The organism is Ulvibacterium sp., from assembly GCF_028285715.1.
Taxonomy (GTDB): Bacteria; Bacteroidota; Bacteroidia; order Flavobacteriales; family Flavobacteriaceae; genus Ulvibacterium.
Genome location: NZ_JANQOO010000021.1, coordinates 67,227 through 80,789, shown reverse-complemented (window position 1 = coordinate 80,789; position 13,563 = coordinate 67,227). Strand labels below are relative to the sequence as shown.

Annotated in this window: 17 protein-coding genes; 11 read left to right on the top strand and 6 right to left on the bottom strand. The window is 41.2% G+C overall.

All coding sequences use genetic code 11. From position 1 onward, the window contains the following. The first annotated feature begins 7 nt into the window (after positions 1–7). The 11 genes from Q0993_RS14420 (at position 8) to hisIE (ending at position 9,245) form a co-directional block, all read left to right on the top strand. Positions 8–823 (top strand): prohibitin family protein, encoded by an 816-nt coding sequence (locus Q0993_RS14420; protein ID WP_299534214.1) that lies wholly within the window; start codon positions 8–10, stop codon positions 821–823. A 293-nt stretch (positions 824–1,116) separates the two neighbouring features. Continuing rightward, a complete protein-coding gene (gene hisG, locus Q0993_RS14415) occupies positions 1,117–1,974 on the top strand; it encodes an ATP phosphoribosyltransferase (protein ID WP_299534212.1) in 858 nt (285 codons plus the stop codon). Between the two features lie 57 nt (positions 1,975–2,031). Beyond that, complete coding sequence (gene hisD, locus Q0993_RS14410) at positions 2,032–3,315, top strand: histidinol dehydrogenase (protein WP_299534210.1); 1,284 nt, start codon at positions 2,032–2,034, stop codon at positions 3,313–3,315. Between the two features lie 34 nt (positions 3,316–3,349). Then, on the top strand, positions 3,350–4,399 hold the full coding sequence (hisC, locus tag Q0993_RS14405) for a histidinol-phosphate transaminase (protein ID WP_299534208.1): 1,050 nt from the start codon (positions 3,350–3,352) through the stop codon (positions 4,397–4,399). 7 nt (positions 4,400–4,406) lie between these two features. Further along, positions 4,407–5,582, top strand: a complete 1,176-nt coding sequence (hisB, locus tag Q0993_RS14400) for a bifunctional histidinol-phosphatase/imidazoleglycerol-phosphate dehydratase HisB (protein ID WP_299534206.1) — start codon at positions 4,407–4,409, stop codon at positions 5,580–5,582. After that, a complete protein-coding gene (gene hisH / locus Q0993_RS14395; RefSeq protein ID WP_299534203.1) occupies positions 5,579–6,160 on the top strand; it encodes an imidazole glycerol phosphate synthase subunit HisH in 582 nt (193 codons plus the stop codon). The genes hisB and hisH overlap by 4 nt, the downstream gene beginning before the upstream one ends. After that, a complete protein-coding gene (locus Q0993_RS14390) occupies positions 6,160–6,576 on the top strand; it encodes a GNAT family N-acetyltransferase (protein WP_299534200.1) in 417 nt (138 codons plus the stop codon). Before hisH ends, Q0993_RS14390 begins: the two co-directional genes overlap by 1 nt. Beyond that, complete coding sequence (locus tag Q0993_RS14385; RefSeq protein ID WP_299534195.1) at positions 6,573–7,343, top strand: 1-(5-phosphoribosyl)-5-[(5-phosphoribosylamino)methylideneamino] imidazole-4-carboxamide isomerase; 771 nt, start codon at positions 6,573–6,575, stop codon at positions 7,341–7,343. The genes Q0993_RS14390 and Q0993_RS14385 overlap by 4 nt, the downstream gene beginning before the upstream one ends. Positions 7,344–7,345: 2 nt before the next feature. Further along, positions 7,346–7,867, top strand: coding sequence for a DUF1572 family protein (locus tag Q0993_RS14380; protein ID WP_299534194.1), 522 nt, complete (start codon positions 7,346–7,348; stop codon positions 7,865–7,867). 1 nt (position 7,868) lies between these two features. Beyond that, on the top strand, positions 7,869–8,624 hold the full coding sequence (gene hisF, locus Q0993_RS14375; RefSeq protein WP_299534193.1) for an imidazole glycerol phosphate synthase subunit HisF: 756 nt from the start codon (positions 7,869–7,871) through the stop codon (positions 8,622–8,624). A gap of 24 nt (positions 8,625–8,648) precedes the next feature. Next, the gene (gene hisIE / locus Q0993_RS14370) at positions 8,649–9,245 is read left to right on the top strand and encodes a bifunctional phosphoribosyl-AMP cyclohydrolase/phosphoribosyl-ATP diphosphatase HisIE (RefSeq protein WP_299534191.1); all 597 of its coding nucleotides are present in this window, start codon (positions 8,649–8,651) and stop codon (positions 9,243–9,245) included. Between the two features lie 80 nt (positions 9,246–9,325). Here hisIE and Q0993_RS14365 read toward each other — a convergent pair whose 3' ends face one another. The 6 genes from Q0993_RS14365 to Q0993_RS14340 all read right to left on the bottom strand — a co-directional run bounded on the left by Q0993_RS14365 (position 9,326) and on the right by Q0993_RS14340 (position 13,246). Continuing rightward, on the bottom strand, positions 9,326–10,048 hold the full coding sequence (locus Q0993_RS14365) for a head GIN domain-containing protein (protein WP_299534189.1): 723 nt from the start codon (positions 10,046–10,048) through the stop codon (positions 9,326–9,328). Beyond that, complete coding sequence (locus tag Q0993_RS14360; protein WP_299534187.1) at positions 10,045–10,269, bottom strand: hypothetical protein; 225 nt, start codon at positions 10,267–10,269, stop codon at positions 10,045–10,047. The genes Q0993_RS14365 and Q0993_RS14360 overlap by 4 nt, the downstream gene beginning before the upstream one ends. A gap of 1 nt (position 10,270) precedes the next feature. Beyond that, entirely contained in the window at positions 10,271–10,936 is a 666-nt protein-coding gene (locus Q0993_RS14355; protein WP_299534186.1) for a hypothetical protein, read from the bottom strand. Positions 10,937–11,086: 150 nt separating this feature from the next. Further along, positions 11,087–12,178: a hypothetical protein gene (locus tag Q0993_RS14350; RefSeq protein WP_299534184.1), complete on the bottom strand. Its 1,092-nt coding sequence runs from the start codon at positions 12,176–12,178 to the stop codon at positions 11,087–11,089. Further along, positions 12,159–12,707, bottom strand: a complete 549-nt coding sequence (locus tag Q0993_RS14345; RefSeq protein ID WP_299534182.1) for a hypothetical protein — start codon at positions 12,705–12,707, stop codon at positions 12,159–12,161. The genes Q0993_RS14350 and Q0993_RS14345 overlap by 20 nt, the downstream gene beginning before the upstream one ends. Continuing rightward, positions 12,707–13,246 (bottom strand): RNA polymerase sigma factor, encoded by a 540-nt coding sequence (locus Q0993_RS14340; protein ID WP_299534179.1) that lies wholly within the window; start codon positions 13,244–13,246, stop codon positions 12,707–12,709. Before Q0993_RS14340 ends, Q0993_RS14345 begins: the two co-directional genes overlap by 1 nt. Positions 13,247–13,563 lie beyond the last annotated feature (317 nt).

Below are 13,563 nucleotides of genomic sequence, written 5' to 3'. Positions count from 1 at the left end.
AATAACTATGGATAGATTACCAAAAATAGCGGTACCAGTAATTTTTGGGTTCATTGTACTTTTTTTACTGTTTTCCAACGCCTTTGTCAATATCGGAGCTGGTGAAGCAGGGGTATTATGGAAGCGGTTTGCGGGCGGTGTCGTCACGGACAAGCCGCCTTTGGGTGAAGGTTTCCACATTGTGGCACCTTGGAACAAAGTGTATATTTACGAAGTGAGAAGGCAAGAAATCTTTGAAAAAATGAAGGTGCTTTCTTCAAATGGATTGGACATTCAATTGGATGCCTCGGCATGGTATATGCCAAAGGCAGAGGAACTAGGGAAGTTGCATCAAAAAATTGGGGACAACTACTTGGATCGTATCCTTTTGCCTACGATACGTTCAGCAGCCAGGTCGGTGGTGGGGAGATATACTCCGGAGCAATTGTATTCTAGTAAGCGGGATGCCATCCAACAGGAGATTTTTGAGGAGACCAAAAAAATTGTGGACAACCAATATATCATATTGGACGAAATTTTGGTAAGGGATGTGACGCTTCCACCAACAATAAAAGAGGCCATTGAACGGAAACTAAAACAAGAACAGGAGTCTTTGGAATATGAGTTTCGATTGGAAAAAGCGGAAAAAGAAGCACAACGTCAACGCATAGAAGCTCAGGGCAAGGCGGACGCCAATAGAATTTTAAGTGCTTCACTAACGGATAAGATATTGCAGGACAAAGGTATAGAGGCAACCCTACAGTTGTCCCAATCCCCCAATGCCAAGGTGGTGGTGGTGGGTTCCAGCGGTGATGGTCTTCCGTTAATATTGGGCAATAATTAGTGTATTCTACCTCTTGAAGAACCTTTGAATTGAATCTTTTAAAAGCAAGGTGGAGTGTAATCCGCGATACGCGATTAAGCGATTTAAATTTTTGTCGAATCAAAATAAGTTCTATTTTTACATCCTGAAATGAGAAATTATACTACACATCATCATTTTTATACTTGCTCTCAAGCGAGGTAGAAATGTATTGTAGTTATGCAATATTCGAACCCGTTTGAGAAATCAAGCGGGTTTTTTGGTTAAATCGGGTTGTAGCTTTCATCTAGGGGAAGAAACCATAATTTTTAGTAATGACAAATATTAGAATAGCCATACAAAAAAGCGGTCGTCTTAATGAGGATTCTCTTAAAATATTAAAGGACTGTGGCATTTCCATTAATAACGGAAAAGACCAGTTAAAAGCCTCGGCACGTAATTTTCCACTGGAAGTGTTTTACCTTCGGAATGGAGATATACCGCAGTATTTAAGGGATGGTGTGGTGGATGTGGCCATTATCGGTGAAAATGTATTGGTGGAAAAGGGGCAGGACATAAGAAAGGCCGAAAAGCTTGGGTTTTCCAAGTGTAGGGTATCCTTGGCCGTTCCCAAAACCGTAACCTATAAAACAATCAAGGACTTTGAAGGGAAACGCATAGCGACCTCCTATCCCAATACGGTCATCGAATATTTTAGGGAAAAAGGAATCAAGGCCGATTTGCATATTATCAATGGCTCCGTGGAAATAGCCCCAAATATCGGTTTGGCGGATGCCATTTGCGATATTGTATCCAGTGGTAGTACCCTTTTCAAAAATAACTTGGAAGAGGTAGAAGTAATTCTTAAGAGTGAGGCGGTATTGGCCGTTTCTCCAAAAATCTCGGAAGAGCGACAGGAAATTTTAAAGCAATTACAGTTTAGGATACAATCCGTTTTACAGGCCCGGCAATCCAAGTATATACTATTGAATGCCCCAAACGACAAGTTAGATGCTATTATTGAACTATTACCTGGAATGCGGAGTCCAACGGTCCTGCCTCTGGCGGAAAAAGGCTGGAGCTCGGTGCATACAGTGCTCAATCAGGACAAATTTTGGGAGGTAATCCATGAATTAAAACAAGCTGGGGCAGAAGGTATTTTGGTATGCCCTATAGAAAAAATGGTGCTCTAATGAAACGAATTTGAATTTTTATATAGCTTATTTACAGGTATTTAGAAATTTTAAAATATGAAAAGAATACACAATCCAAAGCGAGAAGACTGGAGTCTTATTTTGGAAAGGCCTACCCAAACGGTATCTGATATCGAAAATGTAGTGGGAGACATTTTTAAAACGGTAGGGCAAAGTGGAGATGAGGCGATAAAACGATATACCCGGAAATTCGATGGTGCCAATTTAGAAAGCATAAGGGTATCTCCACAAGAGGTGAATGACTCCAAAGATTTGATTTCCAATGAATTAAAGTCTGCTATTCAATTGGCCAAAGACAATATTGAAAAGTTTCACCTAGCACAGAAAACAAATCGCGTTACTGTGGAAACTATGAAAGGAGTACAATGTTGGCAGGAAAAACGTCCTATCCAAAGAGTGGGTCTCTATATCCCTGGAGGTACTGCACCTCTATTTTCTACCATATTGATGTTGGCGGTGCCCGCGTCTATCGCCGGTTGTAATGAAATTGTACTCTGCTCGCCACCCAATGCTGAGGGACGAATACATCCTGCCATCTTGTATACGGCACACCTCTGTGGGATAACTCAAATTTTTAAGGTCGGAGGTATTCAGGCTATTGCGGGAATGACATTCGGAACTGAAACCATTCCAAAGGTGTATAAGATATTTGGACCTGGCAACCAATATGTCACTGTTGCCAAGCAAATAGCAACTAAATATGGCATAGCCATAGATATGCCGGCAGGCCCCAGTGAATTACTGGTGGTTGCCGATGAAACGGCCAATGCGGCCTTCGTGGCTTCAGATCTTTTGAGTCAAGCAGAACATGGCGCGGATAGTCAGGTTATTTTGGTATCGACTTCAAAGACCCTGATCGACAAAGTTGAACAGGAAATAAAAGTACAGTTAGAAGACCTACCAAGAAGGGAAATCGCCAGAAAATCCATTGCGAACAGCAGATTGCTTTATGTAAATGATGATGAAACAGCTATTGAATTGATCAATGAATATGGCCCTGAGCACTTTATAGTATGTATGGATAACGAGGATTTCTATCTTAAAAATACGATGAATGCCGGGTCGGTCTTTATTGGGAATTATACTCCGGAAAGCGCGGGAGACTATGCTTCGGGCACCAATCATACCTTGCCTACCAATGGCTATGCCAAACAGTACAGTGGGGTAAATTTAGATAGCTTCATGAAAAGCATAACCTTCCAAAAAATAACTAAGGAAGGGATTCGTAATATTGGGCATGCTGTTGAGCTTATGGCCGAGGCGGAAGGTTTGGAAGCCCATAAAAATGCCATGTCATTGCGCTTACAAAGTATAGATTAGGATTAGAGAGATTCGATTATAATAGGGAATACTAATGAAAGGGAAATTCAATATACATGAATTGGTTCGGGAAAGTGTAAGGGAATTAAGACCGTATTCCTCTGCCCGGGACGAATATGTGTCCGATGGCTCGGAAATGGTTTTTTTGGATGCCAACGAAAATCCTTTTAACAACGGGGTCAATCGGTACCCAGATCCACAACAAAGGAACCTAAAGGCACTTCTGGCCGAACAGAGAGGAGTAGCTACGGAAAATTTGCTTTTGGGCAATGGCAGCGATGAGGTTTTGGACTTGATTTTTAGGGCCTTTTGCGAACCAAAAACGGATAATATCATCACTTTGCCGCCTACTTATGGCATGTACAAGGTCTTGGCCGAAGTAAATGATATTGAGAATAGGGAAGTCTTCTTAACTCCTGATTTTGAGCCTGATGTAGATAGAACCTTAAAAAATACAGATCAAAATACCAAACTATTATTTCTGTGCTCACCCAATAATCCGACGGGAAATCGTTTTTCAAAAAAACGAATTACGGATCTTTTGGATAGTTTCAATGGCCTTGTGGTTATTGATGAGGCCTATATTGATTTTTCGGAGGCGGAAAGTTGGATAGTCCAATTACGGGATTATCCTAATCTTATTGTAACGCAGACCCTGTCCAAGGCATATGGTATGGCGGGGATACGTTTGGGCATTTGTTGCGCCTCCCCTGAAATTATTGCGGTACTTAATAAGATAAAGCCTCCATATAATGTTAATGAACTGACCCAACAAAGAGCTTTACAACAAGTGTTACAAAAAGAAGCTGTACAGAGGGAAGTACGGAGTATTTTATACGAAAGACACGAATTGATGAAAGTGCTACCTGAATTCGATTTTGTCGTTAAGATATATCCCACGGATGCTAATTTTATTTTGGTAAAGGTAGACGATGCCCATAAAAGATACAGCCAGCTTTTGGGTAAAGGGATTGTGGTTCGAAACCGAAGTACCCAACCACTTTGTGAAAACACATTGCGATTGACCGTTGGGACGCAAGAAGAAAATAAGAAATTAATAGAGGCCTTGGAAAGCCTAAATTAGATAAGACATGAACGTGGACAGTACAAATAATTCTTCCCGAGGAGATAAGAAACGTAAAGTACTTTTTATCGACCGAGACGGTACCTTGATCCAGGAGCCTGCAGATGAACAAATAGATAGTTTTGGCAAATTGGAATTCTATCCAAGGGCCATGGGCTATCTAGGAAGAATTTCCAAGGAATTGGATTATGAACTGGTAATGATTACCAATCAGGATGGGTTGGGCACAGATGTCTTTCCGGAGCATACCTTTTGGCCAGTGCATAATTTTATACTGAAGTCCTTTGAAAACGAAGGGGTGGTCTTTGACGAGGTTTTGATTGATAAAACATTCCCGGAGGACAACGCGGAAACACGAAAACCAAAAACAGGATTGTTGACTAAGTATTTCTCGGTCTCATACGATTTGGAAAACTCTTTTGTAATAGGGGATAGGCTTACGGATATGGAGTTGGCCAAAAATTTAGGTTCTAGAGGAATTTTTATCAATAATCATACACAATTGGGCACTTCGGAAATCAGTACGGATACCAAGGAACTGGAAAAGTACATAGCCTTGGATACCAATGATTGGGAAGAAATTTATGGATTTCTGAAACTAAGGGATAGAACAGCTGAAATCCACAGAAAGACCAATGAAACGGATATTCATATCACCCTCACTTTGGACGGCACTGGACAAGGAAACATCGCTACTGGATTGGCCTTCTTTGACCATATGCTGGATCAATTGGCGAGACACGGGCAAATGGATCTGGATATCACCGTGAATGGGGATTTGGAAGTAGACGAGCATCATACCATAGAGGACACGGGCATTGCCTTGGGCGAAGTGTTCTATCAAGCCCTGGGAGCCAAGTTAGGGATTGAAAGATATGGCTTTTGTTTACCAATGGATGATTGCCTGGCCCAAGTGGCCCTAGATTTCGGGGGACGTAACTGGCTGGTCTGGGAAGCGGATTTCAAAAGGGAAAAAGTTGGGGATATGCCCACCGAGATGTTCCACCATTTCTTTAAATCCTTCACCGATGGGGCAAAGGCAAATTTAAACATACGGGCCGAAGGTACGAACGAACACCATAAGATTGAGGCTATTTTTAAGGCGTTCGCCAAATCGATAAAGATGGCCATAAAACGGGATAAGGAAAAAATGGTCCTACCCTCTACGAAAGGAGTGTTATGAAGATTGTAATTATTGATTACGGGGCAGGAAATATTCAAAGCATCCGTTTTGCCATTCAAAGATTGGGATACGGAGCTAGCCTTAGCAGCGATTCGGAAGACATCAAAACTGCGGATAAGGTGATATTTCCCGGTGTTGGTGAGGCCAGTAGTGCCATGAAAAAACTACGGGCCAGTGGATTGGACAATCTAATACCGAATCTAAAACAACCGGTTTTGGGCATTTGCCTGGGCATGCAACTTATGTGCAATTCATCGGAGGAAGGAAATACTGAAGGGCTCGGAATATTTGATGTAGATGTCATTCGGTTTTCGAACCGGGTAAAGGTACCCCAGATTGGTTGGAACGAAATAACTCGATTAAAATCAGATTTGTTCCAGGGCATAGAAGAAAGTGAATACATCTATTTGGTGCATAGTTATTATGCCCCGGTTTGTAATGATACCATTGCCGTTTCGGAATATGAACTGAACTATAGTGCGGCTTTGGGCAGGGACAATTTTTATGGTACGCAATTCCATCCGGAGAAGAGTAGTAATGGAGGGGAAAGGATATTGCAAAATTTTCTTGGGATGTAATGAAGGAGGACTTTTACATAGTAACGGAAAGAAAAAAAATGGACATCTCCTTTATCCATAACTACCTATCCGAGACTTCCTATTGGGCAAAGGGCAGGACCATGGAGTTGGTTTTAAAATCTATGGAGAACTCCTCCTGTTTTGGGGTTTTCAATAAGATGGGCCAACAGGTGGCCTTTGCACGTTTGGTAACGGACTATGTGGTTTTTGCTTGGCTAATGGATGTTTTTGTACATCCGGACTATGGGGGACAAGGGATAGGAAAAATGTTGGTAGGGCATATTCTCCAACTTCCAGAGTTACGGAGTGTTAATGGCATTGGACTGCGCACCAACGATGCCCAGGGGTTTTATGAAAAGTTCGGTTTTGAAAAGATAGCGGAACCAAAAACTTGGATGCTAAAAAAAACTAAATGAGAATTGTTCCGGCCATAGATATTATTGAAGGGAAATGTGTCCGCCTATCAAAAGGTGATTACAATACCAAAAAGATATACAACGAAAACCCGCTTGAGGTTGCCAAGGCATTCGAGGCCCATGGTATCCAATATTTACATTTGGTGGATTTGGATGGTGCCAAATCCAAACATATTGTCAATCATAAGGTTTTATATCAAATTGCGTCCAAAACGGATTTGAAAATAGATTTTGGCGGAGGGCTGAAAACGGATGAGGATGTACGGGTAGCTTTTGAAAATGGGGCCAAACAGGTAACAGGAGGCAGTATCGCAGTAAAGGATAAAGCGACCTTTATGGGATGGTTGGAAAAGTATGGGTCGGAAAAAATCATCTTGGGTGCGGATGCCCAGAACGAAAAAATAGCTGTTTCCGGTTGGCAGGAAGAATCGGATTTGGACTTGGTTCCTTTTATAAAGTCCTATCAAAAAGAGGGAGTTGCCTATGTGATATGTACCGATATAAGCAAGGATGGCATGTTGGAAGGACCTTCATTGGATTTGTATAAAAAGATTCTTTCACATACCAAACGAACCGAAACACGTATCACTATGAGTGGTGTAGAAGATATTGAAGTGCCCGGGATTCATCTTATTGCATCGGGAGGTGTTGCCCGGTTTGAGGACTTGCCTCAATTGAGAGAAATTGGTTGTGAGGGTGTTATAATCGGTAAGGCCATTTATGAAAATAGAATTAGCTTAAAACAGTTGGAATCCTTAAATATATAGCCATGAAAGATAGGGTATCGCAGTTGGCAGAGGAATTTATAGCCCAGTCCATATATAGAATGGATGAAAGTACTAGAATGGTCCACATATGTATGGAACAGTTGTCCGAGGAAGAAATTTGGAGAAGACATAATGAATCTTCCAACAGTATTGGCAATCAAATCTTGCATTTATGTGGAAATATAACGCAGTATGCCATAGCGGCCTTGGGCCAAGCAGCGGATTCCAGGGACCGTGACAAAGAGTTTGAGGCACGTTCCGGGTATTCAAAATCCCAACTGGTTCACATGCTCGTCGATACTGTGGAAAGGGCAAAAAGGGTGATGGACGGTTCCAATGTGCAAAATCTGATGCGCAAGCGTAACGTTCAAGGTTTTTACTTTTCGGGAATGGGGATAATTATTCATGTTGTTGAACATTACTCATATCATGTGGGCCAGATTGCACAGTGGACCAAGATGTTGAAAAATATGGATTTGGGTTTTTATGATGGAATAGATCTCACGGTTAAAAACGAAGACTAGAATGCTAACAAAAAGAATTATCCCATGTTTGGATATAAAGGATGGTCGCACGGTAAAAGGTATAAATTTTCTGGATTTGCGTGATGCTGGAGACCCTGTAGAACTCGCCGCATTCTATGCCGAGGAAGGTGCTGATGAATTGGTGTTCCTGGACATTTCAGCCACAGAGGAAAAACGCAAGACCCTGGCGGAACTGGTCTATCATGTGGCGGAAAAAGTGAATATCCCCTTTACCGTAGGTGGCGGTATCTCCTCGGTGGAAGATGTGGATATTCTACTTAAAAATGGAGCGGACAAGGTGTCTATCAATTCGTCAGCGGTTAAAAATCCACAATTGATCAATGACCTGGTAGCAAAATTTGGTTCACAATGTATTGTTGTGGCCATTGATGCCAAACAGCTAAACGGAGAATGGAAAGTGCACCTTGTCGGTGGAAAGGTGCCCACGGAGGTAGAGTTATTTGCATGGGCAAAGGAAGTAGAAGAACGTGGGGCCGGAGAAATCCTATTTACATCCATGGACCATGACGGCACTAAAAATGGATTTGCAGATGAAGCCTTGGGTAGAATGTCCGCGGAAAGAAATATTCCGGTTATTGCCTCCGGAGGGGCAGGAAATATGCAACATTTTGCGGACACCTTTATAAATGGCAAGGCGGATGCCGCATTGGCCGCCAGTGTTTTTCATTTTAAGGAAATGAGGATAAGGGATTTAAAAAAAGAGCTGAGGAAATCCGGGATTCCCGTAAGGCTTTAATACTAATGATCAAGAGAGGAATAGATGGAAATAGATTTTAAAAAAAATGAAGATGGGTTGGTACCGGTAGTTATTCAGGATGACGTTACCAAAAACGTCCTGATGTTGGGCTATATGAACCAAGAAGCTTTTGATAAGACCCATGAGACGGGTAAAGTAACCTTTTTTAGCAGGTCCAAACAACGCTTGTGGACCAAAGGGGAGGAGAGTGGCAATTTCCTGCATGTAAAGGATATTAAGAATGACTGTGACAACGATACGTTGTTGATTACAGTAAAGCCAGCTGGCCCAACTTGTCATACCGGGAGCGATACCTGTTGGGGAGAGGAGAACACGACCAATTTTGGGTTTCTTTCAAAGTTGGAAAAGGTGATAGCGCAAAGGAGGAACTCAGCGGACGGTGAAACCTCCTATGTCGCCTCGTTATTTGAAAAAGGAATAAACAAGATCGCACAGAAAGTAGGCGAAGAAGCTATTGAAACTGTCATTGAGGCCAAGGACAACAATGATGAACTTTTCTTGAATGAAGGTGCGGATCTATTGTTTCATTATTTGATTTTACTCCAAGCCAAGGGTTTTACCTTGAAGGACATTGAGAGTGTATTAAGGGAGAGACATTGAACCTACCTTGCCACAAAACAAATATGGGTGTCCCAAGGACACCCATATTTATCAAAAACAACAGTCAACACTACTAAAAATCAGTCTGTTTTAATTATTTCGGAAGCACCCGATAATCTTCTGAGATTTACGGTGGCATCTCCTCTGTACCTTAGGGTACTCGCGCCCGAGGCCTCTATATCTATGGATTCCGTTACGGTCAAATACGCATCGCTGGCGCCGCTTAGATCTATATCTAATTCCGCTATCTCCAGGTCATAATCCTTAAGGTCACTACTACCAGAAAGACGGGCCCTTAACGATTCCGTGTTTCCAAACACATCGATATGGGAGGCGCCTGATGCCCTGATATCCAAATCGGTAAGATTCATTTCACCGGAGAACGAAGATGCCCCCGAGACTTCTAAGTCCACCTCCCTTGTACTTAATGGACTCTCCAGGGTAACGTTGGAAGCACCGGAAATATCAAAATCGGAGATTTCCCTGGTGGTTATAAAGACGTTAAGGGTTACATTTCCCCTTAAATTAGTGTGGTTCTTTAACCTTACCCTTAAGGTGTTTCCTTCCTTTTGGATAATAATCCGGTCCTGAATATTATCATTGGCCTCTACCTCTATGCTTTCCTCTACATCCGAAAACCTAATATAAACATTAAAGGCATTGGATACCTGTAGACGAGAGTAATCCGTAAAACCATAACCTACTGTGGAAATCCTATCTGAGGCTCGTATCGTTTCGTAATCACAGGAAACCATTTGCAAGCTTAAAACGATAAGAACTGCAAATACTAGTACGCTTTTCATTTTGATAATTTTTCTAATTGATTTTCAAGATTGTTTTTCAACTCCATGACCGGGATCCATTGAAAGTTGACCGGAAACCATTGCTCATGGTTCTTCAAAGTGATGGAGTGTGATGTATTTCCTTTTTTTAGGTATACTTGATTGTTTTCCGAAAAGACATGTTGGGTCTCAATTACTTCATGGCATACCGCACAAAGACCGGTAAACGAATTATTTTTCATTTTATATATTCTTTTTATAACGGTTTCTACCCATATTAAAAACACCTATCTTAACCCCAATGCCGGCTGAAAAACCATTGATTCGCGAAACTGGGCTGAAATCAAGGTCTATCTTGTTGGAAAAACGATATTTTACACCGGCTTCAAGCTGTAGATATCGGGAAACATTGAACAACATACTTACTCCCGGTTCCAAAACAAAAATGGCATCTACATCATCCTCAGTAAGCTCATAATCGTCATCATCGAAATTATCATCAACGTAACCAACGGCACCTGCGCCTATTAAGAGGGGAAATGATAGGTTTACCACAGACTTGCTAAAAAAAATGGGCTCCAAATGTAAGCCGCCATAGGCCCCGATCAAGTCCTGATCCCTGGCCAGGTCGCTATTGAAGACATCCTGAACGGAATAGAAAAAAGTTCCCGAGAACCCCACTTCAAATTGTTGATTGGCTACATAGGCCACTTTGAGACCGCCTTGATAGGTTGGCTCCCCATCAATTTCACCGAATTGGGCGTTTATTCCCAAGTATACGCCGTGGACCACATTTTTGCGATCGTTGAATTCAAGATACTCCTCGTCTTCCTGATCGTCTTCCTGTGCATAGGTAAGCCCTGCAAAAAGTAGAATAATAAATAAGAAAAAAGATTTTTGATGTACCATGCTTTATTGTTTTTTGATTGTCTAATTCAAAAGACAATCCAATTGGGAAAAGGTTGCATATTTTCCAATTTTTTTTTTGAACGAAGTTTTTGTGTCGAATATATTACCCATTCGAGGTTGACTCCAAACAGGCAGAATTTGTTTTCGGAGCTAAAATTCCTTTAAAAGTATGACGCCCTTTACCCCCGTAATGGAAATCTCGCCCGAGAGCCCCTTACCGTATGTTGCCGTTATTTCTCGGATCCTTTGTCCCTTGTTCAACATTTTGGTCTCAACATTCTTAAAGGACTTGGGAAGCCGTAATAGGCCTTCTTCCAAAGTGGCATCAAATCGAAAGGAGAAGTCGGAGATGGCAAGACTCACTTCGGAAGATTCCTGATCGATGACAATGGTGGCATCCGGATTAGTTACTTTGGACACTCTAAAATCTGCAATTTTCATGGTAAGATTAACTTGGTCCCCAACAGCATTCAGTTGCATATTGGTAAATCGCAAATCCCCGTTTATACCACTTACCTCCCCAATTGTGATTTCGTCCTTACTGGAGTATATCTCCAGGGAAGATACCCGGTCTATTTCGATATCCGTACCACTACTATTGATCCGTAAATCCTTGGACTCTTCCACATCCACACTTCCATTTTTTACGCGAATATTCCCATAGTTGATGTTTTTGGTCCTCAGTTTTCCATACTTTAAGGTTACATCTGCATTGTTGATATCCTTATTGACCCAAACATCGCCATGCTCAACGGTAGCTTTCAATTTTCCGGACCAATCACCGATGATCACGTCTCCAAATTTGTTGGTAATATCCAGTTCCGCATTTTCCGGTAATTGAATCGTATAGTCTATTTGGACATTACTTCTATCAAAATCAAAAGGGTTTGCCTTATTGAAGTACCGGGCAAAAAAACCGGTACTTTTCTCCGCAATTTCTGAAGTAACCGTTATAAAATCCTCAATTTCCCGAATGTCCAGTGAAATGCGGTCCAGAAGGTTTTTTGCGTTGTCCAGTTTCCTGTGCGATACCGTGATATCTACCGTAATGGAGACATTGTCCCTATCCCATCCAGTAACGGTTACGTCCCCGTACTTGTTTTCCAAATACAGCTCCCCGGAATTGGTCATTTCGTAGGTTTCCCTAAGCTGTTTCGATACCTCCTCCTGTGCATGTGAAGAATGGCCACATAGCACGAGGACCAATACAACAAACAGTTTTTTATAAAATGTATCCATCATAATCTTCATTTGTTATTTTAGAATCATTGATCTGATGCAACAGATTCTCAATGAGTTCAATTCTTTTTTTGTAGTTGGCAATAATGGCTTCTAGAATACGCTCATTGTCCAGGTTTTTTTTCATTTCCAATTTTAACAGCTCATATTCCTTGTCCAATTCATCCATGAACAATAAAAACTCCTCCTTATCCCCATCAGATAGTTTAGGGTTATCCTTAACAAGTTGTACCTGATAGGAAACCAAGCTCTTATAATGCATATCGATATCCAACAATTCTTGGGAAACAATAGTTTCTTGCATATTGTAATCGGCTTTTTTCATCAAGAACACACCGGTAATTCCGGCAATTCCGAAAAGTAAAAGAACACCAGCGGCCACCCGTATTAATGGAGATCGCCATAGAGGCACGACTTTCGGCCCTGGTTCCTCCAAATCTGAGGCGATATTGGCCCAGAGTTTGGCCTTATCTGCTTTATGTTCGTCGAACAGCGCTTTATTTTCCCTAATGTGCTTTTCAAAATTGTCCATTATAAGGTGTTTATAATTTCAACTAATTTTTTCTTTGCCCTGTGATATTGCGATTTTGAAGTGGACGTTGAGATATCCAATATCTCTCCAATCTCCAAATGATCATAACCTTCAATGAGGTATAGGCTTATAATTTGCTGGTATCCGGCCGGAAGCTTTTTCAATCCCATTTTTACTTTTTTTATATCGACGGCCTCAACATTCTCTTCAGACTCTTCCTTTAAGTAGAACTCATGGTCCTCAATAGGTGCAATGGGAATCTTTTTTAGCTTTAAATGATTAATACTCTTGTTGACAACAATTCTTTTTAGCCAAGATCCGAATGTACTTTCATATTTGAAGCTCCCAAGATTCTTAAAGGCATCTACAAAACTTTCCTGTACAATATCTTCTGCATCTTCCTTTATTCCCAGCATACGCATGCCAATGTTGTACATGGCATCTACATAGAGCTCGTATAATTGATATTGCGAGTTCCTATCACCAGACTTGCTCCTTTCAACAAGCTCTTTATGTGTAAAGCGAATATTGGTTTCCAATTAAATTGAAATGGTTGTTTAACTTCCTAAAATCAAGCCGACTACATTGCTAAAGACAAGTGGAAATTAAAAGGGTTGCATTTAATGAAATATTTTTATCAAATGTAAAGTATTTCAACAACGCGATTTGGCACTCGAAGCAGGGTCTCCGGCTTACGGCTATGAAAATCCCAACCTGTCTTGATATTCTTTAAGTTTTCGAATTCTTCAATGAAATAGATTGAGAATCAATTTTTTATTAAAACCCATACGGAGAATTTATTCCATATGAATGTGTTAAATATTGCTAAAAACGCAAAGTTTTTAAAGCTATGTGC